19 protein-coding genes are annotated in these 25,061 nt (G+C 70.9%); 3 read left to right on the forward strand and 16 right to left on the reverse strand.

Going from position 1 to position 25,061, the window contains the following annotated elements; all coding sequences use genetic code 11:
* Nucleotide 1: 1 nt before the first annotated feature.
* The 15 genes from AC16DP_RS06710 to mgtA form a co-directional block, all read right to left on the reverse strand.
* Nucleotides 2-2,248, reverse strand: coding sequence for a baseplate J/gp47 family protein (locus tag AC16DP_RS06710; protein ID WP_329730190.1), 2,247 nt, complete (start codon nt 2,246-2,248; stop codon nt 2-4).
* 9 nt (nt 2,249-2,257) lie between these two features.
* A complete protein-coding gene (locus AC16DP_RS06715; RefSeq protein WP_329730191.1) occupies nt 2,258-2,650 on the reverse strand; it encodes a GPW/gp25 family protein in 393 nt (130 codons plus the stop codon).
* Between the two features lie 5 nt (nt 2,651-2,655).
* Nucleotides 2,656-3,378 (reverse strand): hypothetical protein, encoded by a 723-nt coding sequence (locus tag AC16DP_RS06720; protein WP_329730192.1) that lies wholly within the window; start codon nt 3,376-3,378, stop codon nt 2,656-2,658.
* Nucleotides 3,375-4,277: a phage baseplate assembly protein V gene (locus tag AC16DP_RS06725; RefSeq protein ID WP_329730193.1), complete on the reverse strand. Its 903-nt coding sequence runs from the start codon at nt 4,275-4,277 to the stop codon at nt 3,375-3,377. Before AC16DP_RS06725 ends, AC16DP_RS06720 begins: the two co-directional genes overlap by 4 nt.
* A 3-nt stretch (nt 4,278-4,280) precedes the next feature.
* Entirely contained in the window at nt 4,281-5,354 is a 1,074-nt protein-coding gene (locus AC16DP_RS06730; RefSeq protein WP_329730194.1) for a phage late control D family protein, read from the reverse strand.
* Between the two features lie 6 nt (nt 5,355-5,360).
* Nucleotides 5,361-5,534, reverse strand: a complete 174-nt coding sequence (locus AC16DP_RS06735) for a hypothetical protein (protein ID WP_329730195.1) — start codon at nt 5,532-5,534, stop codon at nt 5,361-5,363.
* Nucleotides 5,535-5,559: 25 nt separating this feature from the next.
* On the reverse strand, nt 5,560-6,249 hold the full coding sequence (locus AC16DP_RS06740) for a CIS tube protein (RefSeq protein ID WP_329730196.1): 690 nt from the start codon (nt 6,247-6,249) through the stop codon (nt 5,560-5,562).
* Nucleotides 6,250-6,251: 2 nt separating this feature from the next.
* Entirely contained in the window at nt 6,252-6,716 is a 465-nt protein-coding gene (locus AC16DP_RS06745) for a phage tail protein (RefSeq protein WP_329730197.1), read from the reverse strand.
* Nucleotides 6,717-9,503, reverse strand: coding sequence for a hypothetical protein (locus AC16DP_RS06750; protein ID WP_329730198.1), 2,787 nt, complete (start codon nt 9,501-9,503; stop codon nt 6,717-6,719).
* A 1-nt stretch (nt 9,504) separates the two neighbouring features.
* A complete protein-coding gene (locus AC16DP_RS06755) occupies nt 9,505-9,957 on the reverse strand; it encodes a phage tail protein (RefSeq protein WP_329730199.1) in 453 nt (150 codons plus the stop codon).
* 21 nt (nt 9,958-9,978) lie between these two features.
* A complete protein-coding gene (locus tag AC16DP_RS06760; RefSeq protein WP_329730200.1) occupies nt 9,979-12,006 on the reverse strand; it encodes a phage tail sheath family protein in 2,028 nt (675 codons plus the stop codon).
* A gap of 14 nt (nt 12,007-12,020) precedes the next feature.
* Complete coding sequence (locus AC16DP_RS06765; protein WP_329730201.1) at nt 12,021-12,836, reverse strand: hypothetical protein; 816 nt, start codon at nt 12,834-12,836, stop codon at nt 12,021-12,023.
* On the reverse strand, nt 12,833-13,426 hold the full coding sequence (locus AC16DP_RS06770; RefSeq protein WP_329730202.1) for a Pvc16 family protein: 594 nt from the start codon (nt 13,424-13,426) through the stop codon (nt 12,833-12,835). Before AC16DP_RS06770 ends, AC16DP_RS06765 begins: the two co-directional genes overlap by 4 nt.
* A gap of 282 nt (nt 13,427-13,708) precedes the next feature.
* A complete protein-coding gene (locus tag AC16DP_RS06775) occupies nt 13,709-14,692 on the reverse strand; it encodes a sigma-54 interaction domain-containing protein (RefSeq protein ID WP_329730203.1) in 984 nt (327 codons plus the stop codon).
* Nucleotides 14,693-14,813: 121 nt separating this feature from the next.
* A complete protein-coding gene (mgtA, locus tag AC16DP_RS06780) occupies nt 14,814-17,363 on the reverse strand; it encodes a magnesium-translocating P-type ATPase (RefSeq protein ID WP_329730204.1) in 2,550 nt (849 codons plus the stop codon).
* Between the two features lie 111 nt (nt 17,364-17,474).
* Here mgtA and AC16DP_RS06785 point away from each other — a divergent pair, with 111 nt between their 5' ends.
* Complete coding sequence (locus AC16DP_RS06785) at nt 17,475-17,876, forward strand: 2TM domain-containing protein (protein ID WP_329730205.1); 402 nt, start codon at nt 17,475-17,477, stop codon at nt 17,874-17,876.
* 29 nt (nt 17,877-17,905) lie between these two features.
* On the opposite strand, the gene AC16DP_RS06790 is transcribed toward AC16DP_RS06785, so the two are convergent.
* Nucleotides 17,906-18,598: a hypothetical protein gene (locus AC16DP_RS06790; RefSeq protein WP_329730206.1), complete on the reverse strand. Its 693-nt coding sequence runs from the start codon at nt 18,596-18,598 to the stop codon at nt 17,906-17,908.
* 166 nt (nt 18,599-18,764) lie between these two features.
* Here AC16DP_RS06790 and AC16DP_RS06795 point away from each other — a divergent pair, with 166 nt between their 5' ends.
* Entirely contained in the window at nt 18,765-20,546 is a 1,782-nt protein-coding gene (locus AC16DP_RS06795) for a glycoside hydrolase family 88 protein (RefSeq protein ID WP_329730207.1), read from the forward strand.
* A gap of 148 nt (nt 20,547-20,694) precedes the next feature.
* Nucleotides 20,695-25,044 (forward strand): carboxypeptidase regulatory-like domain-containing protein, encoded by a 4,350-nt coding sequence (locus AC16DP_RS06800; protein WP_329730208.1) that lies wholly within the window; start codon nt 20,695-20,697, stop codon nt 25,042-25,044.
* The last annotated feature ends 17 nt before the right edge of the window (nt 25,045-25,061 follow it).

Genomic DNA, 25,061 nt, shown 5'->3' on the forward strand with positions numbered 1-25,061 from the left:
GTTACAGGTCCTCCTCGGGGTCGACGGGGACGGCGAGGGTGGAACGCGCGGGGGCGGGAGCGGTGGTGCCTCGCAGCTCGTTCACCGGGGCCGGCTCTCCCACGGCCACGCCGATGCCGGCCACGCTCGGCAGCTGCAGGCCCTTCATGGGCACCTCGTCCTGCTCGGCGCTGGTGCCCTGGGCCAGCCGCACCTTGCCGAAGGCCACGCCCTCCACGCGGCTGACCACGGCCGCCAGCTCCAGCGCGAGCACGGACTTGCGCAGCGGCCAGCCCCGGCGCGCACCGGGCTTGTCCGTGTCCTCCTCGGGCAGGGGCGAGAGGAAGTCGCGCAGCGCCTGCTTCACCCGCTCGGTCACGGCGACGAGCTGCATGCCGGCCACCACGGTGATGCCCACGGACACCCAGAGGGGGACGTAGCGCGGCCGCCGGATGAAGAGCTCCGTGGTGACGAGCCGCCGGGGCCCGAGCCAGCAGGCGATGGTGTCCAGGAAGGCGTCGGGCGCGCCCGGCGCGGGGGGCTCCTGCTCGGTGCGGGGGATGACGAGCACGGTGACGGCGCCGGGCGCATCCCCGGGCGCGTCGGTGGAAGTGCCCGGGTGGAAGGCGGGGAGCACCTCCACGCGGCCCACGTCCACGCCGGGCGTGCGCCGGGTGAGCGTCTCGAAGTCCTGCAGGCTCACCAGCCGGTCCCGGTGCTGGAGGTAGCTCGGAATCTGCTTCTCGCCCTCGGCCACCGTCTCCGCGTCCGCGCCGCCCCAGGTGCGCAGGGGATTGGTGACCTTGAGGCCCGCCGGGAGCGTGGGCGCGCTGGTGATGGCGCCCGGGCCCACGTTGCCCGCCTGGCCCACGCCATGGTCATAGTCCGCGCGCAGCACCGCGCCGCGCGGCGGCCGGGCCCCACGCAGCCCGTCTCCGAAGCGGATGAGGCCCGCCTCGGGATCCACCGCGAAGACGCGTACCCGCGGGTTGCTCGGGGGCGTGGTGCCCGGGGGCTGCCGCGGATCCGGCACCACCACCTCCGGGCCCGCCGCCGACAGATCGTCGATCTCCTCCCACGTTTGCGTCTCGCCGTTGACGGTGACGGAGAGCCGCACGCTGCCCGGCAGCACCGGCGCGTGTGCGAGCTTCACCTGTTGATCCGGCTCGCCCGTCCCCTCCGGAAGCGGCTCGCGGCGCACCTGGGCGCGCTGCGTCACCTCCGACACGTTGATGCCCATCCACATCAGCTTCAGGCGCACCTCGCCGGGGGCGGTGATGCGCAGCCAGGTGATGACACGCTCCTTGTCCTTGTCCTCCTCCAACGCCGGAGGGAAGTCCCGCATCCCCTTCTCCAGCGGCTCCAGGTTGCTCCACAGCTTCAGCGCGCCGGAGTCCGAGGGCAGGGGCACCTCGATCACCGTGGGCTCCAGGGGCACCTCCACCGTGGCGAGCGTCTGGTAGGTGGCGTTGCGTTGATCCGGCTCGTCCGGGAGAAGGCCCCCCGAGGGCAGGCGCGGAATCTGTACCTGGATCAGCTTCGACTCCCGGCCCACCGCCGTGCTTCCCGGGAGCAGGTGCACGCCCTCCTCGCCCATGGCGGGGACGAGTCCGAGGCTGAGCGTGCGGCCCTTGAGCGCGTTGCGCACCTCCTCGAGCGTGTCCGAGTAGGGCTTGTCCACCGTGCGCACCATCAGGGCCACCCAGAGCGATTGATCGATCGCATCGGCGCCGAGGTCCACCGGCTCGTTGCCGCGAGCGGGGAAGGGCGTGGCCTTGTACAGGGTCAGCTCGGGCGGGGTGGGCTGGGTGCGGAACGAGGCGTAGAGCTGCTCGTAGTAGTCGCGCTGCTCCGGCCCCGGGCTGACGCGCTTCTTGTAGTAGCCGCGGGCCTCGATGGGGAGCACGTCCAGCGAGCGCAGGGTGCGGAAGGGCACCTGTCCGGCGAGCACCTCCACGCCCTCGCCGAGCGTGAAGACCTGGCGCGGCCCGCGCTCGTTGGTGACGGTGACGAGCCCCCGCGCGGCGGTGGCCGGCTGCAGCGGCACGCCCAGCAGGGAGAGGAACTTGCGGCGGTTGCGCTCCGGGATCTGGTTGGCGCGGTAGAGGAGGCTCTCCGTCAGGAAGGCGAAGAGCTCGATGAGGGTGACGCCCGGATCGCTCTTGTTGAAGTTGGTCCACTCGGGGTTGTGGATGGGGATGCGCGCCAGGGCCTCGTCGAGCAGCTGCTGGTAGCGGCGGTCATCCAGTGTGGGGACGGTCAGTGGCATGGAGGCGCCTCATCCGGCGAGCGACACGCTCAGGCTGACCCGCTCGCGCGCCTGGGTGGCGACGAGCCGGTAGGTGATGGTGGCCAGGGCGGTCCGGGCGTCGGCGGGATCGGGCTCGACGAGGACGGACTCCACGGTGATGCGGGGCTCCCACAGGGCCAGCGCCCGGGTGATGCGCTCCTCCAGCCGGTGGCGCGTGGCCACGGTGTTGGGCTCGAAGAGGAAGGAGCCCAGTCCCCCGCCGAAGTCGGGCAGCAGGAGCCGCTCGCGCTGCTCGGTGGTGAGGATGATCTGGATGCACTCGCGCACGTTGCGCTCGCCCTCGGACCAGCGCAGACGTCCATCGGAGCCCACCCTGGGTGGGAAGCCGATGCCTCGTCCCAGCAGACTTCCAGCGTCCATGCGATTCACCTCGCGGCCTGGGCTTCGGGGGGAAGGGGCCGCTTCGGCGCCTGCGGATCCGCGAAGTCCGCCAGCAGGAAGGCCTCCGAGCGGTCACTGAGCACGGGCGGAGGCAATGGCCCCTCGCCGGTGCGGTGCAGCACGAAGCGGAGGGCATACAGGCCGCTGCCCGGAGGCTCCGCCGCGACGAACCTGCCGGTGGCGCCCGTGGGGACGGAGCCCACCAGCAACCGGCGGCGCCGCTCCCGGGGGCCGAAGGTCAACGGGAACACGGGCGTGGGCACCTCGTCGGGAGCCAGGGCCTCCGCGCCGCCTCCGGGCACCTCGAGCCAGGAGGGCTCCACGTCATCCCGGGGCGGGGACACCCAGGCCTCCTCGCCGCCATCCGCGCGGAGCCGGCGCAGCACGAAGCCCACCTGCTCGTCCAGGCCGGAGTCGGGCAGATAATCGGTGTCCACGTCCGGCGAGGACACCAGCCGCGCCATCACCAGGTAGTAGCGCCCGTGCACCGGCTGGTACAGCTTGAGCGCCTCGGAGTTCTCCGGGCGGGCGACGAGCGCGGAGAGATCCGGTGCCGGCAGGGCCTTGAGCCGCGAGCCCAGGTCGTCCATGAAGCGCTCGGAGACGAAGCGCAGCAGCAGCGGGGCGCCGCGCTTCACCGGATCGTCCTGGACGGTGGCATCCCAGAGGGTGGCGGGGTTCAGCCACCGGGGCGTGGACGTGCTCATAGCGTGTTGCCTCCGCCCGGCGTGTACGTGGGACTGATGACGGTGTTGGTGTTGATGATGTCCGCGCGCAGCAGCCCGGCGAACTGGGAGATGCCGGCCGTGGCGGAGATGGTGCCGGCGGTGAGGCTCAGGGTGCCGGCCGTCACCTTGAAGGAGGCGGTGTTGAACTCCACCGAGGCGGCGGCGTTCACCGTCAGCTTGGACGCGGAGGTGACCTCCACGGTGTTGGCGGTGGCCGACACCTTCCCGGCGGAGGTGACCTCCACGGTGTTGGCCGTCACCGACAGCTTGTTGGAGGCGGTGACCTCCATGGTGCCGGTGTTCACCACCAGCCTGGCCGAGGACGGGGTGGTGATGGAGATGCCGGCGGCCTCCAGCTTCACCGTGTTGCCGTTGGAGTCCTTCACCTCGATGGAGGCGGGCGAGTCCAGGAGCGTCACCTTCTGGCCCGCGGGCGTCTCGAGCAGGAGCGTCTCCTTGCCGTCCGAGTCGTCCAGGGTGATCTTCACCCCGTTGCGCGAGCGCAGCACCTTGCGCGCGTTGAGCCCCTGGCCGTCCATGGCGTCCGGCGGCGCATCCGTGCCATTCCAGAGCGCGCCCAGCACATAGGGGCGGCGGGGATCGCCGGCCTCGAAGCCCACCAGCACCTCGTCGTTGACGTCCGGGATGAACCAGGAGCCGCGGTTGTTGCCGGCCATGAACGTGACGAGCCGGGCCCAGGCCTCGTAGCGAGCCCCCGCGGTGTCCGGGGCCCAGGGCAGCACCACCTTCACGCGGCCCTGGTTGTCCGGATCCTTCACGTCCGTGACGAGCGCCGGGTAGAGGCCGTACATGCGCCCGCCGAGCCCTTCCGGCACCCGCTCGTCGATGATGGCCTCGAAGGCCTGGTGCCCCCCCATGTGCTACCTCCCCAGTCCCGGGCGCTCGGCCGTGAATTCGGTGCGCAGCCCATTCGTTGCGTCGAAGAGATGCTTCACCCCGGTGACGTAGTACTTGCCGCTGAAGAGCTTCCCCAGGCCCTTCAGCTCCACGCGGACGCCCACGCGCAACCCGGGCGTTGGCCAGGCGGTGCCGCGGCCGGTGACGAAGCGCCGCGCCCCCAACCGGAAGAAGGACTCCGCGCGGGCCCTGGCCTCCGCGAGTGACAGCGGCACCGTGTGGACGAGCACCTCCTCGCGGTCTCCGAGGGTGGAGGAGAGCAGGCTCGCGCCACTCGTCCCCCCGTCCAGCTCCGCGCCGAGCACCGAGTCCGTGGCCGTGTACTTCAGCGCCGTCTTGGCCCGCACGTCCCAGCCGCTCACCGACACCGAGGTGCGTTGCCCGGCCAGGTCCGCGAGCACGGTGAACTCGCGCAGCTCGCTCCCATGGGTCAGCGTCAGGGGCGTGCCGGAGGCGCGATCCGGGCGCGCCTGGGCGTGCAGCGTCCCGTCCTCCACCCACACCTCCGCGCCCACCGCCCGGCACCGCTCGCGCAGGAAGGCCAGGTCGCTCTGGTTCACCTGGGCGAGCACGTCGTACTGCGGCCCCTGCACGTCCACCCGGGCTCCCAGCCCGTGCTTCGAGGCGAGCTGCTGGAGGACGTCCGCGTCGCTGACCTTCTCGAAGGTGCGCGTGCGCCGCGTCATCCGCAGATCCTGGAGGCGATCCTCGGCGAGCACCGCCACCTCGGGAGGGCCGTTCTCCTGGAAGCGGCCCTCGAGCGCGGAGATGCGCCCGTCGAAGAGCGTGTCCCGGCCGAGCCTCACCTGGAAGCCCTTGCCGAAGTCGAGCGTCTTCCGGTCGAAGTAGAGGAAGCCGATGCCGCCGCTGACGGCGCCCCAGTTGCCGAAGGTGGCCTCGCACCGGTACAGGCCCCCGGTGTCCTCCTCGATGGTGAGCGCGAGCAGCCCGCCGCCGAGCGTGGCGATCTCCTGACCGCCCACGTGGAAGGTGGGGCGGGAGGGACGCAGGGGTGTGGAGTGGGTCCCGTCGGCCATGGCGATTCAGTACGCGCGCAGGCGCAGCTGGCGCTCCCGGCCGCGCGTGAGAAGCCGGTGGAGCTCCGTTTGCCTCTGGATCTCGGGGACGGGCGCGGGGCCCGGCTCCGGCTTGCCGCCGTTGGCGGAGGCGGGGGGTGTTTCGGGGATGATCTCGAAGTCGTTGATGACCACCGGCATGTGCCGCTCCTCCTGGCCTGGCCTTTCAGCCGCCGGCCTTCAGGTTGATCAGCTGTCCGGTGGGGAGCCGCAGCGGATCCTCGATCCGGTTGGCCTTGGCGATCTCCCACCACTCCGCTTCCCGGCCCACGTTCGCCGCCATGCCCTGCAGGGTGCTGCCCGCGGGCGCGGGCGTGAGCCGCTCGATGCCGGTGATGCGCGCGCCCGGCCCGACGACGGGCGACTTGTCCGTGCGGATGACGTAGGGGTCGATCTTCTGCTGCGACAGCCCCAGCGTCACACTGGCCCGGAGCGGCCGGCCCTCGGGGGAGAAGAGCTCCAGCGACTCCTCCATGGACTCCACCACCCCGTCGAACTGGAACGAGCCCCAGACGAAGCGCACGGCCGGTGGGATGTACTGGCCCTCCTTCACCTTCTCCGTCGGGGAGATGAAGAAGGCGACCTTCCGGGTCAGCCGGCGGACGTCGTTCTCCTGGGAGTTCGTATCCGGGTCGGTGACGTCGAACCACAGCTGGAGCGAGAGCTTGGTGGTGCCCTCGCCCACGTACTGCCGGCCTCCGGTGCCTTTCTGATCTCCCGAGAGCTGGTTGGACAGGGAGACCTTGAGCGTCTCCGGGTTGAACTGGACCATCACCCAGTTCTGTTCGTTGACCTCGTTCTGCCGCTCGTCGAGCTGGCGCAGCTCGGCCTTGGCGAGTGCCAGGGGCAGGGGCATGGCTAGGCTCCTCCTCGGGGCTGGACGCGGGTGAGGGACTGGTAGGCGAGCTGGAGCTCCTCGATGGCCACCATGCCGTCCTTGGCGTGGAGCGCCGGGGCCTTGAGCTTCACGGGGATGCACCGGTCGAGGAAGAAGCGCGCCTGGATCGTCTTCGCATCGGAAGAGAGGAGGAGCACCTCTCCCTGGGCCCGCTTCGTCCGGGGGGAGGCCACCACCGTCTCGAACCACAGCCAGAGATCATGGTTGGGCGTCATCCCGCGCCGCAGGGTGAGCTGGCCGTAGCTGACGGGACCGAAGAGGCGGATCTGCTGGCCGTTGTTGCCGCCCTCGCGAATGGTTTTCACGTCCAGGGTCATCTCCAGGCCGTCGCACTCGGCGAAGGAGGCCTCGCACAGGGAGACAGGGGAGTCCCCGACGCGCAGCTCCACCCGGAAGTTGAAGGCGGTGAACAGGGCGTCGCTCATTCAGCGCTCCTCCGTGAAGAGGCCGCGGTCCTCGCGTTGGACCAGGCGGACGTTGAGGAAGGTGAGGGGCGAGGAGGGCGCCACGCGCAGCTCCACGACGAAGCGGCCCTGCCCGGAGCCGGTGCCGGGATCGGAGGCGAGTACCACCTGGAAGGCCTCCTCCCGGGTGCTGCCGGCGAAGGCGCCGCGGGTGAGGAGGCCGCTGAGCAGTTGCTCGAAGCCGCGCTGGACGGAGCGGCGGAGGTCCGGGGAGTCGTTCTCGAAGACGTAGGTCCTGCCGGCCCGGAGCGCGGCCCGGCGCAGCAGCGCGAGCAGCCGCCGCACGTGGATGGGCTCCAGGTCCGGATCCGCCGTCAGCGTGGAGGCGGTGAGGGACACGAAGCCCCGGGGCTCCTGGAGCAGGGTGTTCACCTGGGCGTCCCGCAGCGTCAGCCACGTCTGGCGCTCCAGCTTGTGCGCGAGGGCCACCACGTCGTTCCAGGGCTCGTTGGCGGGCGTCACCCAGGCCCCGCGCTCGTTCGCGCGCCGCGCCAGCACGCCGCAGGCGGCCCCATCCGGTGGAATCCAGCGCGGCTCGAGGAGCGCTCCCGCCTCGGAGACGAGGGGCCACGGGTGGTAGAGCGCGCCGTGGCTGGGGGCGTTGGTGCCCACGAGCGAGGAGGCCGCGTCCCCCTCGAGGGGGAACTTGCGCCGCAGGCTGTCGGCGTGGCCGGTGGCGTCGTCCTCCCGGAAGTGCGCGGGCAGCGAGAGGACGGCGAGCAGATCCCCCCGCGCGGCGCACATCGTCAGGAGCGCGCCGTGGATCGCCTTCAGGTGATTCTTCTCGGCCTCGCCATACGTCTCCGCGGGGCGCAGCCTCCAGCCGGGCTGGCCGGAGATGGAGATCGTCCGCGTGGGAGACCATGGGCCCGGGTAGATGCCGCGGCGGGCGCGGACGCGGTAGTGGTACGTGCCCGCGTTCTGCGCGAAGAGCGTCATGCGCTCGGCGGGCCCCTCGTAGAGGACGACCGCGTCCTGGAACTCCGGGAAGGTGGCCACCTCGAGCGTGTAGACGACGGGCTGCTCCTGCGCCTCCTCCAGGGACCAGGACAGCTCGAAGGCCTGGCCGAGCGCGGGTGATGCGGGCGTCACCTCGAGCCCGGTGGGCTTGGGCGGGGCGAGGTAGACGCAGTCATGGAAGGCGCCCGGGAGGGCCTCCGGCGGCGGAGTGGGAGGCGCCAGGGGGTGAAGCGTGTTCTCGGGCGCCTCCGGCCACCGCTCCTGCTCCAGGCTCCACGGGCGGTGGACGGCGTCCGGCACCGCCACGAGCGTGACTTCCTCCTTGGAGAGCAGCGAGTGGATGCCCTTGAGCGGGCGAGGCTGGGGGCTCTGGTATTGGATGAAGTGGGCCTGCGCCAGCAGGGCCAGGGTGCCCACGCCCTCCATCGCCTCGTCGAGGAAGGGCACCGCCGTCAGGCGCTCCAGGCCGTCGCGGACGAGCGCGGGCTCGGCGGACGGGACGCGGCCGAGGTACGGCTCGGGCAGCAACGCCATCCCGAGCGGCCAGTAGAAGGCCTCATCCTCGTCCTGGGGGGCCGCGAGCGGGAAGCGCGGCTCGAGCGCGCTCTGGCGCAGCGCCTCGTGGAGCTCGGGCTCCGAGTAGGGGAGGGCGGGCCCCTCCTGCTCGGTGCCCTGGAGCCACGCGAGATCCGTGGGCAGTGCGCCCCAGTAGCGTGGATGGGAGGGGCAGAAGCCCAATCCCTCCAGGCGCTGCGGGGCCTCGCCTCCGCGCCGGACCCAGAGGCCGAAGGTGAGCCGCTCACCCCGGCCCTCCTTCAAGGGTCCGAGCTCCGCGTCGGTGGGCGGAGTGGGCAACAGCTCCACCCACTCACCCGACATCGTCACCCCGGGCTTCTCCGGATGGAGCTCCCCGACGATGAACCAGTGCCGCCGCACCCGCTCGTCGAGGCACAGCAGCGAGCCGGGGCGGGGTTCCGCCATGAGCGGTGGCTTCTGCTCGAGCTCGAGCTCGCCGGTGTCCGCCACCCGGGCGGTGAGCCGGAGGGGCGGCTCCTCGCCGGGGCCCACCCACAGCAGCGGGACGGGCTCGTTCCCCTGGAGCGCTTCCGGACGCGTGCCCGTGCGCAGCCACTGGGGGTGGCTTCCGGAGCTCCGCCACGCCACCGTCCGCTCCGGGTTCTCCTCGTCCTTCACCGCCTCCACCGTCTCCACGGGGAGCAGCAGCGTGTACCCCGCCGCCTCGAAGCGGACGCGGAGCAGATCTCCGGCGAGGGGCTCCAGGGGAGGCGCCACGTCCAGCGCGAGCGGCGCATCCGTGCCGGAGCCGCCCAGGAGCGCGAAGGGCTCGGCGGAGAGGCTGGCCGCGAGCAGCAGCGGATCCGACCAGCTCCCCTCCGAGCGCGCGCGGGCGTGGGCGGGAGCGGCATCGCCCGAGGCGGTGGTGCGCAGCAGCCCCGGGAGGGGGAAGACATTGGAGCACGCGCCGGGCCCCGCCACGCGCACCACCCAGCAGCGCCGGCCTCCATTGCGGAAGAAGGCCCGCACCGTGGGGGCCAGGTACGCGTGCACCCGCTCTCCCCGCTCGACGTCCAGGGCGATGGGCAGGTCCTCCCCGAAGAGGGCCTGGAAGCGCGCCACGTCCTCCACCAGCACGGGCTGATCCAACGGCCCCGAGGCCGCGAAACCCACGAAGGCCGCCACGTCCATGCGCGGCAGCTCGTCCGGCGCGGACGGCGGCTGCGCTTCGAAGCGGATGCCCGGTGGGCGTCTGGTGGAGGCGCGAGGCACGTTATTCCATCTCCAGGCGCTCGTAGGACAGCGTCAGCTCCTCCATCGCCACCTCCGTGCCCTTCGCGTTGAAGGGGCCGCTGACGTGCTTGATGATGCGCGCGCGCAGCAGCTTCCACGTCTGGACGACGGCGGTGTGGTCCTCGTTCTGCAGCTGGATGGTGACGGTGCGCAGCGCGTTCTGATCGCCGTTGCGGATCTGATCCAACCACTTGTAGAGCGTCAGCGAGCCGATGACGCCCCGCTTCAGCGTGACGTCCGTGGCCTTGTTGAGGCCGGTGATCTTCCGCACGGCGTTCTCCTTCTCGTTGCCGTTGCGGTACTCGGCGACGGTGACCTCCATGCCGACGTTGCTGACTTCCTGGAAGCCGGCATCCGCCCCGTCGGTGGTGCCGGTGCCCAGGTCGACCAGGAAGTTGAACTGCACGTAGGGACGCTCTCGAAAGGTGGCCATCTCGGCTCCTCCTGTGTGGGGTTACTTCCGGTCACCGGTCCACTGGCCGATGCGGATGATGACGAACTCGGCGGGACGCAGCGGGGCCACGCCCACCAGGCAGACGAGCCGGCCGTTATCCAGATCGTTCTGGGTCATCGTGGAGCGGTCGCACCGCACGAAGTAGGCCGCGTCCGGGCGATCTCCCAGCAGCGCGCCGTTCTGCCACTCGTTGAGCAGGAAGTCCTCGATGGTGCGGCGGATGTTGGCCCACAGCTGCGCGCCGTTGGGCTCGAAGACGGCCCACTGGGTGCCCTTGTCGATGGAGCGCTCCAGGTAGGCGAAGTAGCGGCGCAGGTTGACGTACTTCCACTCGGGATCCGAGCTGACGGTGCGCGCGCCCCACAGCCGGAAGCCGCGGCCCTCGAAGAAGCGGAAGGCGTTGATGCCCTCGGGGTTGAGCGCCTCCTGCTGGGCGGTGTTGAGGATGGACTCGAAGCCGATGGCGGAGACCACCACCTCGTTGGCCGGCGCCTTGTAGACGGCGCGCTGCACGTCGTTGCGCGCGTAGATGCCGGCCACGAAGCCGCTGGGCGGCAGGACGATGGGCTGCCGGGTGACCGGATCCATCACCTTCACCCACGGGTAGTAGAGGGCGGCGTGGCTGGAGTCGAGCTTGGCCCGCATCTCCCGCACCTTCTGGACCGTCTGCCCATCGCCGCTGTCCAGCACCGCGATGCGGTACTTCATCCGCTCGCAGTGGGAGATGAGCGAGTTGACGATGGTGGCCGCGTGCGGGCCGTAGCCGGTCTCGTAGCCGAAGGTGGCGCCCGGCGCGGCGACGATGGAGATGTCCTCCAGATCCTGGAACTGCCGCAGGCCCGTCTTCCGGGTGGTGTCCGGCACCTCCCGGCCCTCGTAATCACCGGAGACGGGCCGCATGCCGTCGTTGCCGCCCCGGAGGAGGGTATCGGCGGAACGCTCCTCGTCCGAGGAGGTCAGGTCCCTCAGGTTCGCCAGGCGCGCGCCCATGAGGGTGCGCAGCAGGGTGAGCCCGTCGGGGATCTCCCGCGCCTCGAGGACGAGGGGGATCTCCCGGTTGCGCGAGGGAGTCCCCGGGTCATGGATGAAGCGGGCGGTGAGGGAGTCCGCGGTGCCCGCGCGGGAGTGCTGCGGATCCAGTGCGAGCCCGTCCCAGACCAGGAATGCATCCGAGTCGTTCGTCGGGAGGATGCTGGCCGTGACGGTGATGACGCGGAGCTCGAACCGCCGCCTCTTCGCCTCTCGCCCGCCGCCCCCCTCGCCTTCCTCCGCCTCGCCTCCACGCCCTCCGCCTCCACCCTCTCCGCCTCCACCTCCGCCGCCCCCCTCGTTCAGGGGCGGGACCTCGCCTGCCTGGATGTCGGCGAGCGTCAGCGTCTTGCCGGTGGAGGGCTTGAAGGTCCACGCGCCGGTCGCGTCCTGGAGGGCGAGGAAGAAGTCGCCGGAGTTCTTGGCGTCCACCACGTTGATGAGGACCACGTCCCTGTCCAGGAGGGCACCCACGCGCACCTCGCCGGCCTGGTTGTAGGAGAGGACGTTCTGGCCCACGCGCAGGGTGAGGCGCAGCGCCATGTTGCCGGACGAGCCGGGGTAGCGCGCGTGGAGGAAGAGGGAGGGCGCATCCGCCGCCGCGTCGGCGGGAAGGAGCGCGCGGGCGTGCCCATCCGGGTAGGGCGCGTCGACAGGGACCACCGCGGCCTTCGTATCGAAGCCGGTGTACGCCTCTTTGTCCTGGCGCCGGAAGACGCGGCTGACGTAGAGGCGCTTGCCGCCCTCCTCGAAGAAGGAGCGCACGGCGTGCCACAGGTAGTTGTGGAGCCGGCCGGTGTCACTGAAGTTGAGCTGCAGGCGGCTGCCGTAGGTGCGCTCGAACTCACCCAGGCTGGTGATGAGCTCGTTCTCCAGCTCGATGGGGCCGTACCGGGTGGGGCCGATGAAGCCCGTGGTGGTGGTACTGACGCCTTCGATGCTCTTGGAGCGGAATGAGACCTCTTCGACGAATACGCCGGGAGCGAGATATTCGGGCATCGGTGGTTCCTCGCTTAGGAGCCGGCGGGCGTGAGCCGGAGCCGGGAGTGGGTGTCCTGCTGGGTACGAACGACGAGTGGCTGGCCGTAGTGCAGCGTGAGCTCGAGGTGCGGCTGGGCGCCGGAGGTGTCGGGCCAGAGGCGGGCGGCGGGCTGGCGCAGGGTGCCGCGGAGATCCGGGGCCAGGGGGGGCACGGGCCCGGCGGGCGTGTAGAAGGCCTCGAGCCGGAGCGTCCAGGACTGCTCGCGCAGGGGCGCGTCCTGGAGGATGGCGGGGGAGTCGAAGAAGAGCGCGGCGCGGCCCTGGGCGTCCGCCAGGCCGCGCGCCACGAGCTCGTCCTTCACGCGGACCTCGAGCCGGGCCCAGGCGGCGGGCGCCTCCGCCTTCACGTCCCACAGCTCCGCGCGCACCACCGCCAGCAGGGGCGAGGCGTGGCGCGAGGGCGCGGAGAAGAGCGGCAGGGCCGGCTCCGGTGGCCACAGGGGCGAGGGCGGCGTGTCCGGAAGGCACTCGAGCGTCAGCAGCGTCCGGGAGGGCAGCTCCACCTGGAAGGAGCAGGGAAGGAAGCGTCCCTCCGTGTCCCGCACCTCGACGGAGAAGCGCTTGCGGGGGCTTCCGGGCGGGAGCGCCCGCAGTCCGGGGAGATCGCTCAGCACCCAGACGCTGGAGGGGTTGACGGACGCGCGCTGGCGCAGGGCGGGCCGGGACTCGGGCCAGACGCTCACCACCAGCCCGTCGCCGATGTACTGGCCCGTGGCCGCGTCGCGGAAGCGCACGCCGAAGCAGGCCTCGCGCGACACCAGGTGGTACGAGTGCACGGAGGGGCTCATGACTCGCCGGGCCTTCCCTGCCGCACATCGCGCTCGCCCACGGGCGGGTGCTCCTCCTCCACCACCGTGGAGTCGATGGCGATGAGCCGCACGAGGTAGGTGGCGGACACCTGGAGGTTGGGCTTGCCGACTTCCCAGACGTTGAGGAAGTCCTGGATGCCGAGCGGATCGAAGACGAGGGTGACGCTCTCGTCGGGGAGGAAGGGATCCGTCCCCTGGAGGCCGAAGTGGTTGAGGACGTTGGCGGGGATGCTGGAGTTGTCCTCGAGGAAGCGCAGGGCCCAGCCGAGCAGCTTGTGTTGCTGGGCGGCGGTGCGGGCCCAGGGCGTCAGCAGGTAGTGGAGATCCAACGCGAGGGGCCGGCGGAAGCGGCGGCCCTTCGCGTCCACGCGGCCCGGGAGGTTGCGGCGGGCGGTGCTGGGCGTGACGCGGTAGAGGAAGAGGGAGATGCCCTCCTCCATGGGCTTCTTGAAGTTGTTGGCCTGGTAGAGTTCGAAGCTGGCGTTCGCGAACTCGGGCTTGGGACAGGACTGCTTCAACAACCCGAGGAGTGCCTGCCCGATGGCTGGGATTGCCGCGTAGGTTGCCACCGAACACCCCTCCTCTCCTCGCCTCTTGTCGAGCAACGTCCGCGCCAGCCCGCCTGGCGCCGGGCGCGGTGTGATTCCAGGGGGTTCGTGTGTGTGTTTGTCTTCAGGGGGTGGAGGCGTGGGACGAAATCATCCACCCGCGCGGGACAACCGCGTGCGCGCCCGAGGGAGGAGGGTGGATGGATTCGTCCAGGGGGGAGGGCGCGCGGAAGACGCACGCACCCGGGCTCCTCCCCGCGTGGAGAGAGGCCCGGGCCCGGGGTGGCTACCGTGGAGGGAGGCTCACTGCTCGCGGGTGAGCCCGTGCCGGCGCATGAGCTCGAAGAAGGCGCGGCGGTGCTTCCCGCTGGCGCGCGCGGCGGCGGCGATGTTGCCGTGGTGGGCCTGGAGCGTGCGCTGCAGGTACTGACGCTCGAAGGCGGAGACGACGCGGCGCTTGGCGGACTGGAACGTCTCCTGGTGGAGCGCAGCGGCGGACTCGGGGGGGGACGCGGCCGCGGTCTCCTGCTCCAGGTGGCTCAACAGCGGGAGCTCCTCGGGGTGGACGGTGCCCCCGCTCCGGGTGCACAGCAGGTAGCGGACACAGTTCTCCAGCTCGCGGATGTTGCCGGGCCAGTCATAGGCATACAGGTGCTGGAGGGCCTGGCGGGAGAAGGAGACGGGGGGCTTGCCGTACTCGGCGGCGTAGCGCCGCAGGAAGTGCTCGAGGAGGGCGGGGATGTCCTCGCGGCGCTCGCGCAGGGGCGGAACCACGAGCGGCAGCACGCGCAGGCGGAAGAAGAGATCGGCGCGGAAACGCCCTTCACGGACCGCGGTGACGAGGTCCGCGTTGGTGGCGGCGATGATGCGCGCGTCCGAGTGGCGCAGGCGCGGGTCGCCGAGGGGCCGGTACTCCTTCAGTTGGATGAAGCGCAGCAGCTTGACCTGGCTGGCGAGGGGGAGGGAGTCGATCTCGTCCAGGAAGAGGGTGCCCTGGTGGGCTTCGGCGGCGAGCCCGTTGGAGCGGGTCCGGGCCCCGGTGAAGGCGCCGTGGGCGTGGCCGAAGAGCTCGTTCTCGAAGAGGTCCGCGGGGAGGGCGCCACAGTTGACGGGGACGAAGGCGGCCTGGGCGCGGGCGCTGAGCTCGTGGATCCTCCGGGCGTAGAGCTCCTTGCCCACGCCACTGGGGCCCTGGATGAGGACTTCCGCGTCGGAGCTCGCCGCGGAGGCGACGAACTCCAGCAGCTGGGCGTGGGTGCCGCTGGTGCCAAGGATGGGCGTCGTCATACGTCGGGGCAGGCAGACTGGGCCACACGGCGCCCGGTGGGCATTGAACCGCGGGACGGGGAAAGTGTGGTTTTGGAGACAGGTTTGAGGGGTTCCCCTGAGCCGTCCTCGAATCGTCCGTTCAGCCCGGGACGTAGCGGCGGAAGAACCAGCGGTTGAGGAGCTCGGCGGACAGCAGGTAGCCCACGACGAGCACCGCGAGCGCGCCCAGCAGGGCGAGGGGTGGGGGCTCGAAGCCGAACCAGGCGCCCAGCGGCGTGAAGGGCAGCACGTTGGCCACCAGCACCACCCCCAGCGAGCTGGCCACCAGCCACCGCGAGGGCCGGCTGCGCAGGGGATTGCGGCGGGTGCGGATGACGAAGATGACCAGCACCTGCGTGGTGAGCGACTCCATGAACCAGCTGGTCTGGAAGAGCGCCGCGCCCGCGTGGAAGAAGAGCAGCAGCACGCCGAAGGTGGCCGCGTCGAACACGGAGCTGAGCGTGCCGAGCACCCCCATGAAGAGCCGGACGAGCCGCAGATCCCACCTCGTGGGCCGCTCCAGCAGCTCCGGATCCACCTCGTCCAGGGGGATGGCCAGCTCCGACACGTCGTAGAGGAGGTTGTTGAGCAGGATTTGGATGGGACGCATGGGGAGGAACGGCAGCAGCACCGAGGCCCCGGCCATGCTCAGCATGTTGCCGAAGTTGGAGCTGGTCCCCATGCGGATGTACTTCATCACGTTGCCGAAGGTGCGCCGGCCCTCGAGGACGCCGTCGTACAGCACGGCCAGGTCCTGGCGCAGCAGCAGCAGATCCGCCGCCTCGCGGGCCACGTCCACCGCGCTGTCCACGGAGATGCCCACGTCCGCGGCGTGCAGCGAGGGCGCGTCGTTGATGCCATCTCCCAGGTAGCCCACCACGTGCCCCCGCCCGCGCAGCGCGTGGATGACGCGGCTCTTCTGCCCCGGAGAGACGCGGGCGAAGAGCGTGGTGCGCTCGGCGCGGACCCGGAGCGCGGGCTCGTCCATCGTCCCCACCTCCGCGCCGGTGAGCACCCCCTCCACCTCCAGCCCGAGCTGGCGGCAGACGTGCAGCGCCACCCGCTCGTTGTCGCCCGTCACCACCTTCACCATCACCCCCGCGCGCACGAGGGCCTCCAGCGCGGGCCGCGCGCTCTGCTTGGGCGGATCCAGGAAGGCGGCGAAGCCCGCGAACACCAGCTCCGTCTCGTCGTCCAGGTGGGCCACCCGCATGTCCGGGGACTCCTCGCGCCAGGCCACCGCCAGCACCCGGAAGCCCTCCGCGCCCAGGGCCTCGAAGCGCGCCCGCACCCGCGCCCGGGTCTCCGCGTCCAGCGCGCGCGGCGCCCCGTCCAGCTCGTACCGGGTACAGCGGGTGAGCATGTCCTCGGGCGCGCCCTTCACCACCAGCACCCGGCGCCCCTCGTGCTCCAGCAGCACGGACACCCGGCGGCGCTCGAAGTCGAAGGGCACCTCGTCCACCTTGCGCCAGTCCCGTGCCTCCACCTCCGAGTGGGCGAGGATGGCCTCGTCCATGGGGCTGCGCAGCCCGGACTCGAAGTGGCTGTTGAGCCAGGCCCACCGCAGCACCTGCTCGCTCTGCTGCCCCGTGGCGTCCTCGTGCTGCTCCAGGTGGATGCGGGCCTCGGTGAGGGTGCCCGTCTTGTCCGTGCACAGCACGTCCATGCTGCCCAGGTCGTGCACCGCGCTCAGCCGCTTGACGATGACATGGCGCGCCGCCATCCGCATGGCCCCTCGCGCGAGCGTCACCGACAGCACCATGGGCAGCAGCTCGGGCGTCAGCCCCACCGCCAGCGCCACCGCGAAGAGGAAGGACTCCAGCAGCGGCCGGTGTGCCTGCACGGCCGCCAGCAGGACGAAGAGCACCAGCAGCACCGTCAGCCTCATCAGCATCAGGCCGAAGTGGCGCGTGTCCCGCTCGAAGGCGGTGGAGGGCGTGGGCTCGGCGAGCGCGCGGGCGATGTCCCCCATCGTGGTGCGCCCCCCCGTGGCGAAGACGAGCGCCCGCCCCGTGCCGCTGATGACGGCGGTGCCCATGAAGACGGCGTTGCGCGCCTCGGTGGGCTCCCCCCCCACGGCTTCCTCTCCCGGCTGCTTCTCCACCGGGTAGGACTCGCCGGTGAGCATGGCCTGGTTGACGAAGAGATCCCTCGCCTCCAGCAGCCGGGCGTCCGCCGGCACCAGGCTGCCCGCGGACAGCAGCACCACGTCCCCCGGGACGAGCTCCCGGGCGGGCACTTCCCGCTGCGCGCCGTCCCGGAGGACGGTGGCCTTCAGGGCCACGGAGCTCCGCAACCGCTCCGCCGCGTTGTCCGCGCGCCACTCCTGGAGGAAGTCCAGCGTCACGCTCACCAGGACGATGCTGGCGATGATGGCGGAGCTCGTCAGCTCATGCGTGAGGAAGGACACCCCGCTGGCCACCAGCAGCACCAGCACGAGCGGGTTGGTGAAGCGCCGGAGGAATTGCACCCAGGCCGGGCGCCGGGCCTGCTGCCCCGGGGTGTTGGGCCCGTACCGCGCGAGCCGCTCCGTGGCCTCGTCCTGCGTCAGCCCCCCGGGCGAGCACGCCAGCCGTGACAGCAGGGCCTCCCGTGGCCCGCACCAGGCGGGCGGCTCCTCCGGTTGGCTCGTGGGACTCCGAGGCTTCATGGCCAGCTCCATGGCACCTGGCTCGGGGAGCCGTGCCCCTTATCGTGGGACTCGGGCCGCTGAAGCGGGAGCGGGGCTCCGGCGCGGGGACCGCTGCCCGGGCAGGGGGCCATGCACAGGGGCTTGCGCGTGCCGCTGGACGCGGGCCGGGACGGCTCCCCAGCTTCGAAGGTGGAGGAGAACCCCATGCCCGAGCCCGACAAGAACAACCAGGCATACGAGCGCGCGCACAAACGTGTCGTCACGTTGCGCGACTTCTACATGCACTTCATGTGGTACCTGGTGGTGAACCTCGGCTTGTTCGCCATCGACATGGCGACCCCCGGCGGGCCCTGGTTCTACTGGCCGCTCATCGGCTGGGGAATCGTCGTGATGATGCACGGCTTCTCCGTGCTCATGGAGGGGTCCTTCTTCAGCGAGCGGTGGGAGGAGCGCAAGACCCGCCAGCTCATGGAGCGCGACAGGGAGCGCACGGGCGGCCCTCCCCGGCCACCCCGGCCCCTGGCCCCTTGAGTGGAAGACATTGATTCCAGACTTCCGGGTCATGGCCTGGAGGGGGGCGGGTGCCCGGGCGGCTCCAGGAGCCGCACCAGCACCCGCCCGTGGATGGCGCCGACCACCAGGCCCGTGACGCCGCAGAGCAGGTACAGGCTGATCGCCACGAGCCCGAAGGGCCCCGTCCACGGCACGAGGTCCATCCCCAAGAAGATGACGGGCATTCCCACGGCCCAGGCCAGGGCGTTGGCCCACAACCAGCGGCCCGCCCGCGGCACCAGGCCGCGCAGGACCGTCCATTGAGCGAGGCCGAGGATGGGGCCGGTGACGAGCCCCAGCCCCATGGCCAGAGCGGACTTGAGCAGCGCTCCCGGCTCCTCGGGGGCCGGGCCCGAGGACGCCTGGGTGCCGAGAGCCATGATCGTGCTCGGCACCATCCCGAGCAGCCAGGCCAGCCCGGCCCCGGCGGCGGTCGCGAGGACCCAGGCTCCCCGGCGCAGGTCCACGAGGCGCTGACGCAGCACCCGCTCCTGGAGCACGCCCACGACCACGCCCTCGAGCAGGATGCCCAGGAGGACCGCGGCGAGCGCTCCTCCGAGGATGGCCGTCACGCCCGTCACCCGCTCGAGGTGGGGCGCCACCCACCGTCCCGCGACGAAGGTCGTTCCCAGCCCGGCGGCTTCCGCCAGGCCATTCGCGAGGATCCATCGCCGGTAGAACGCGGTGTCGCGGGCGTGCATGGATTCCGGCTCCATGTGAGTGGGCGGACAAGATGGCACGCGAGTCCCTGGCCGCCATCGGCCGGGTGGGAGGGGGGCGCGTCCACCCTTCAACCTTCCGTCCACCAATGAGCCAATGGTCTCCGGCTCCACGTGCGCCATCTTCCCGCGAGCACTGGAGGGAAGGATGACAATGATTGCCAAGAATCGAGCAAGGGTGTTCGTCTGGGTGTGGGCGGGTTGCCTGGGGGGGCTGGCGAGTCCGGCCCGGGCCGACTTCAACGAGACGAAAGCGGACTATTCCCGGCAGTTCACCCAACACCAGATGTTCTGGACGGCCGCCGAGGGCACGCCGGGCCAGTATCCCAAGACGAGTCCGCTGGACTCCGGGAGCTGGACGACCGTCGCCGCCAATGACCTCCCCGGCTGGACGCAGGGGTTCTTCCCCGGCCTGCTCTGGCAGATGTACGACAAGACCCGCGACCCCGCATGGCGGACGCGGGCGGAGACGTGGACCACGCCGCTGGCGGTGCAGCAGAACAACGCCACCACGCATGACATGGGCTTCAAGTTCTTCAACAGCTACGGCCAGGGCTACCGCCTGACGGGCAATACCGCCTACCAGGGCGTGCTGCTCAACGCCGCGCGCGCACTGGCCACCCGCTACAAAGCCGAGGTGGGTGTCATCAGCTGCTGCGATTGGAACGCGCCGCAGTGGGACGTCCCCATGGTCACCGACACCATGATGAACCTGGAGCTGCTCTTCTGGGCGGCCCGGAACGGGGGCGACGCGAGCATGAACGACAAGGCGCTCAGCCATGCCCGCAAGACGATGACCGACATGGTCCGCGCGGACGGCAGCACCTGGCACGTGGTGGACTACTCCAAAACGGGCGCCATCCGCTCCAAGGGCTCGTACCAGGGCTGTACGCGCTGTGCCGACCAGACGAAGGCCACCTGGGCCCGCGGGCATGCCTGGGCCATGTATGGCTTCACCATGGCCTACCGCTACACGACGGATCCCCAGATGCTGGCCACCGCGCAGAAGGTCACCGACTTCTACCTCAACAACCTGCCCGCGGACTTCATCCCCAACTGGGACTTCCATCCCCAGGCGCCCCAGCAGAAGGACTCCTCGGCCGCCGCCATCGCCGCCTCGGCGATGCTGGAGCTGAGCCGGTACGTCCGGGATCCGGTCATCTCCCAGCGCTACCGCAACGCGGCCCTCGCCACGCTCGATGTCCTCAGCTCGCCGGACTACCTGGTCATGGGCACCAGCAACAGCCCCGCGGTCCTCAAGCGGGGCGTGGGCTTCTACGAGAAGGGGCAGGACATCAACGCGGGCCTCATCTACTCGGACTACTACTTCGCCGAGGCGCTGCAGCGTTACAAGCTGCAGGCCGCGGGCGGGTGGGTGGCGTCCATCTCCTTCGGTCCGAGCGTGCAGAGCCTGGGCACCGCCAACACCGGCGTCCAGGTGGTCGAGTTCGACGTGACCCCGCTCACCGAGCCCGTGGATGCCGTCATCGGCTACACGGATACCTCCACCAACCCCACGTCCTACAATGATCTGCCCATGACCATCCGCCTGAACCGGAGCGGAACCTTCGACGTCCGCCGGGGGACCGACTTCGCGGCCATCACCCCGGTGCAGTACGATCCCAACAAGACCTACCACATCCGGATGCGGGCCGATCTCACCGCCAGGAATTACAGCGTCTGGATCACTCCTCCGGGAGGCGCGCCCATCCTCGTGGCGGATCGTTACGTCTTCCGGACCGGTGCGCCCGCCATCGATGACGTGGGCAAGGTGGCGCTCAAGAGCGCCATCTTCGACAACGAGATCCGCGTGCAGAACCACACCGTGAGGCCGGAGACGGCCGCCGCCCAGGCCCCGGCCGCCCAGCCCGCCTCCAAGGCGCGCACGCCGCGGCCCTCGCGCCGGCCGCCGCCTTCGGACAAGAAGTAGGCCCACCAGAGGGATTCCGGGAGGTGTTGGAAGAGCGGCTCTCCCCGACCCCGGCGGCCGATGGAGGGGCGGCGCGAAATGGCTCATAACGCAAGCCTTTGCAATGCCAGCCGCTCTTCCAGGAGCGGTGGGGGGAGTCATGACACGGATGAAACACGCGTTCCTCGCTGTCAGGCCGACTGCACGGCTGCTCGCGATCTTCTTGTCGCTGGCCGTGCTCCTGCAGGCGTGTAAACCAGACACTCCCGCGGAGGATCCGCCACCCCCGCCGCCCGCCCCGGCCCGCACCGCCTGGGTCTTCCTCCGTCAGCAGGCGGACCTGAGCCCGGCCTTCGGGATGAAGGATTGGAATGCCCGCGGACGCTTCGTCGTGGAGCAACTCCAGTCCGTGGCCCGCAGCAGCCAGGGTGATCTCCGCGACCAGTTGCGGGCCCACGGCCTGGACCACCAGTCCTTCTGGCTCGTCAACGCCGTCCGCGTGAAGGCGGACGATGCGGCCCTCAAGGCGTTGGCCAGCCGGCCCGACGTCGATCACATCCTCCAGGAAGGGGACTACCGCATCCCCACGCCCATCCCCGGCACTCGCTCGCCTCCGACTCCCTCGGACATCGAGTGGAACATCGCCCGCATCCGCGCCCCCGAGGTCTGGTCCACCTTCGGTACCCGCGGCGAGGGCATCGTCATCGGGAGCATCGACACCGGCGTCCAGTTCGATCACCCCGCGCTGGCCCGGCAGTACCGGGGACGCCTCGCGGATGGCAGTCTCGATCACAACTACAACTGGTTCGATCCCTCCAGCGTCTGTGGCAGCCCCTCGCTGGCCCCTTGCGACAACGTGGGCCATGGCACGCACACCATGGGCACCATGGCGGGGGACGATGACAGCGGCAACCAGATTGGCGTGGCCCCGGGCGCGCGGTGGATCTCCGCCAAGGGGTGCGAGGACCTGGGCTGCTCGACGGGGGCCCTGCTGGCCGCCGGCCAGTGGATGCTCGCCCCCACGGACCTGAGTGGCAACAACCCGCGGCCGGAGCTGCGGCCGCACATCCTCAACAACTCGTGGGGAGACGGGCCGTCGGATCCCTTCTTCCGGCCCATCGTGCAGGCGTGGGTCGCCGCGGGCATCTTCCCCACCTTCGCCGTGGGCAACCCGGATCCCGCCCCCTGTGGCAGCGTGGGCGTGCCGGCCGCGTACCCGGAGAGCTACGGGGTGGGCGCCTTCGACATCAACGGGAACATCGCCTCCTTCTCCGCCCGGGGCCCCTCGGCTTTCGACGGCCTCACCAAGCCCGACATCGCCGCGCCCGGTGTCAACGTGCGCAGCAGCTTCACGGGCGGCGGCTACGAAGTCTTGAGTGGCACCTCCATGGCCACGCCCCACGTGGCCGCCACGGTGGCGCTGATGTGGTCCGCCGCTCCGTCGTTGGTGGGAGACGTGGAGGCCACCCGTGCCCTGCTCGATGCGTCGGCGGTGGACCGGGAGGACCTGAGCTGCGGCGGCACCGCGGCGGACAACAACGTCTGGGGCGAGGGCCAGCTCGACGCCTTCGCCGCCGTGGAGCGCGCTCCCACGGGCCCCACCGGCATCGTGCGCGGCGTGGTGACGGATGCCTCCACCGGCGCCCCGTTGCCCGGCGCTCGCGTCCTGGCCGAGGGTCCCTTCTCGCGGGACACCCTCACGGATGAGGAGGGCCGGTACTCCCTGACGCTCCCCACGGGGACGTACCGCGTCTCCGCCACCTTCTTCGGCTACGAGCGCCGCGTCGTGGAAGCCGTGGAGGTGACCGAGGGCAGTGTCACCCCCGTGGACTTCGCGCTGAGCCCGGTGCCCTCGCATGCCGTCTCGGGCCGGGTGCTCGACGCCTCCGGGGCGCCCATCGCCTTCGCTCGCGTCACCCTCCTGGGCACCCCCCTGGGCACCGTCCTCACCGACGCGGCCGGCGCCTGGCGTTTCGAGCGCGTGCCGGAGGGCGAGTACGACGTGCGCGTGGAGGCGGACGGCTGCTTCCTGCCTCGCACCGAGCACCTGCTCGTGGACGGCGGCGAGTCGCTGGACCTGGTGCTGGAGTCCCGGACGGATGCCTACGGCTACTCCTGCCGGTACGAGGCGCCCGCCTATGTCGAGGCCACCACGCCCCTCCCGCTGGCGGGGGATGACAGCGTGGTCCAGGTGGGCCTGCCCTTTCCCTTCACCTTCTATGGCCAGACGTACGGCTCCGCCTACGTCTCCACCAACGGCAACCTGAACTTCCTCGCGCCCAACGCGAACTTCGCCAACGAGTCCCTGCCCAGCCCGAATCCGCCCAACGCCGCCATCTACGCCCTCTGGGACGATCTGCTCGTCGATGGGGAGTCCAGCGTCCTGACGCTGACGCGTGGCGAGGCTCCGGCGCGCGAGCTCGTCGTCGAGTGGCGCAACGTGGCCTTCCTCACCGATACGTCCCAGCGCGTCGACTTCGAGATCATCCTCACCGAGCGGGGCCAGGTCCTGATGCAGTACCGGAACCTCGCGGACACCGGATTGGAGCGGGGCGAGTCGGCCACGGTGGGCATCGAGAACGAGACGGGCACCGTGGCGCTGCAGTACTCGTTCAACAGCCCGGCGCTGAGGGATGAGCGGGCCATCCGCTTCGTCCTGCCGCCCAACGGCTTCGTCGAGGGCGTGGTGACCGACGCCAACGATGGGCTGCCCATCGCGGGGGCCACGGTGCGCGCGCTCGCGGGGGGCACGGTGGTGCGCCAGGTCACCACCGGCGCGGACGGCCGCTACCGCCTGCAGCTCTTCCTGGGCACGTACACGCTGGAGGCCTCCGCGCCCAACTACGTCACCGGGACGGACACGGTGACGCTCTCCACGGATGGCGAGGGGGTGACGCGCGACTGGGTGCTGCGCACGGCGCGTGCCGTCATCACCCCCACCGTGCTCGAGTTCATCGTGCCGCGGGGCGAGCGGCGGACCCAGTACCTGACGTTGAGCAACACGGGCTCCGCGCCCCTGGAGTGGAGGTTGCGCGAGACGGGCGGAGAGCGGGCGAGCGTCGTCCCGCGGCGCCGGCCCACCCCGGGCCTGAAGTTCGATCCGAACAGCCACACCACGCGGGACGTCTTCGGGGGCGAGCCGCTTCCCGGCTGGGGGCCGACGCTGGTGGGAGACGTCCTGCGCAGCTGGCCGACGGGGCTCGAGCTGCCCTGGGGGGTGGGCTACACGGGCAACGTCTGGCTCTCGGATCCGACCTCCCGGAGCAACCACGAGTTCACCGTGGACGGGGTGGACACGGGGCGCGACTGGCTGGCGACGTGGGTGGGGCAGTGGCCGGCGGACATGGCCCATGACGCGGGCCGAGGCCTCATGTGCCAGCTCGACGTCGGCGGTGACAACGGCATCCACTGCTGGGAGCCGGCCACGGGCGCCGTGATGGACGCCATCACGGGCGACTTCCCCTGGACGGCCACCTCGCAGCGCGGCCTGGCCTACCGGCCCGATGACGACACCTTCTACGTCGGTGGCTGGAACGAGGGCATCATCTACCACGTCAAGGGCCTGTCCCATCCGGACCGGGGCGCCGTCATCGGCCAGTGCAGTCCGGCGGATGGCAGCATCTCCGGCCTGGCGTGGAACCCGTCCTTCAACGTGCTCTGGATGGCCACCAACAGCCCCAGCGACACCCTCTACGAGCTCAACCCGGACACCTGCACGGTGCTGGCGACCCTGGCGCACCCCAACCCCGGTTTCAGCGGCGCGGGCCTGGAGCTGAACGAGCAGGGCAACCTGTGGACCGTCAGCCAGAACAGCCGCCAGGCGTACCTCATCGAGAGCGGCGTGCCGGTCTTCACGGACGTGCCCTGGCTCTCGGAGAGCCCGGACAGCGGGACGTTGGGCGTGGGCCTCAGCCAGCGGATCGCCGTCACGGCCGATGCCACGGGCCTGGAGCCGGGCATCTACCACGCCACGCTGTACCTGCAGAGCAACAGCGGGCGCGCGCCCACGCTGCAGATCCCCATCGTGATGATCGTCCCGGCGTACTACCAGGGCGTGAACGCGGGTGATGGCACCTATGTGGACCGCGCGGGCAACGTCTGGGCGGCCGATCAGCGCTACAGCCGCGGAAGCTGGGGGTATGTCGACCCGTCGCGGACGGTGCGGACCAGCTCCTCCATCAGTGGCACGGACGATGATCCGCTCTACCAGACGGGGCGGCGCGGCTTCTTCGAGTACCGCTTCGATGGCCTGCCGCCGGGCGTGTATCAGATCGATCTGCGCTTCGCGGAGATCCAGAGCGAGGATCGTCTGGAGCGCGTCTTCGACGTGGTGGGCGAGCAGACCCTCCTGCTGCCGGCGCATGACATCGCCGGAGAGGTGGGCCGGCGGAGGGCGGATGACCACAGCTTCTTCCTCGAGGTCACCGACGGCCAGCTCAACCTCCGGTTCGTCCCGCGCGAGGGGTATGGGGATCCGCTCGTCAACGCCGTGAGGGTCTTCCAGCGGCCGGATCGCTAGGCGGTCCGGGCACGGGG

The organism is Archangium sp. (genome assembly GCF_057119385.1).

Bases quoted from the DNA above. Each gene is read 5' to 3' on its own strand.
- AC16DP_RS06710 (WP_329730190.1), bottom strand. From the start codon at position 2,248: ATGCCACTGACCGTCCCCACACTGGATGACCGCCGCTACCAGCAGCTG.
- AC16DP_RS06800 (WP_329730208.1), top strand. From the start codon at position 20,695: ATGAAACACGCGTTCCTCGCTGTCAGGCCGACTGCACGGCTGCTCGCG.
- AC16DP_RS06730 (WP_329730194.1), bottom strand. From the start codon at position 5,354: ATGGCCGACGGGACCCACTCCACACCCCTGCGTCCCTCCCGCCCCACC.
- mgtA (WP_329730204.1), bottom strand. From the start codon at position 17,363: ATGAAGCCTCGGAGTCCCACGAGCCAACCGGAGGAGCCGCCCGCCTGG.
- AC16DP_RS06785 (WP_329730205.1), top strand. From the start codon at position 17,475: ATGCACAGGGGCTTGCGCGTGCCGCTGGACGCGGGCCGGGACGGCTCC.
- AC16DP_RS06790 (WP_329730206.1), bottom strand. From the start codon at position 18,598: ATGCACGCCCGCGACACCGCGTTCTACCGGCGATGGATCCTCGCGAAT.
- AC16DP_RS06775 (WP_329730203.1), bottom strand. From the start codon at position 14,692: ATGACGACGCCCATCCTTGGCACCAGCGGCACCCACGCCCAGCTGCTG.
- AC16DP_RS06740 (WP_329730196.1), bottom strand. From the start codon at position 6,249: ATGCCCCTGCCCCTGGCACTCGCCAAGGCCGAGCTGCGCCAGCTCGAC.
- AC16DP_RS06765 (WP_329730201.1), bottom strand. From the start codon at position 12,836: ATGAGCCCCTCCGTGCACTCGTACCACCTGGTGTCGCGCGAGGCCTGC.
- AC16DP_RS06760 (WP_329730200.1), bottom strand. From the start codon at position 12,006: ATGCCCGAATATCTCGCTCCCGGCGTATTCGTCGAAGAGGTCTCATTC.
- AC16DP_RS06795 (WP_329730207.1), top strand. From the start codon at position 18,765: ATGACAATGATTGCCAAGAATCGAGCAAGGGTGTTCGTCTGGGTGTGG.
- AC16DP_RS06725 (WP_329730193.1), bottom strand. From the start codon at position 4,277: ATGGGGGGGCACCAGGCCTTCGAGGCCATCATCGACGAGCGGGTGCCG.
- AC16DP_RS06745 (WP_329730197.1), bottom strand. From the start codon at position 6,716: ATGAGCGACGCCCTGTTCACCGCCTTCAACTTCCGGGTGGAGCTGCGC.
- AC16DP_RS06755 (WP_329730199.1), bottom strand. From the start codon at position 9,957: ATGGCCACCTTTCGAGAGCGTCCCTACGTGCAGTTCAACTTCCTGGTC.
- AC16DP_RS06735 (WP_329730195.1), bottom strand. From the start codon at position 5,534: ATGCCGGTGGTCATCAACGACTTCGAGATCATCCCCGAAACACCCCCC.
- AC16DP_RS06720 (WP_329730192.1), bottom strand. From the start codon at position 3,378: ATGAGCACGTCCACGCCCCGGTGGCTGAACCCCGCCACCCTCTGGGAT.
- AC16DP_RS06715 (WP_329730191.1), bottom strand. From the start codon at position 2,650: ATGGACGCTGGAAGTCTGCTGGGACGAGGCATCGGCTTCCCACCCAGG.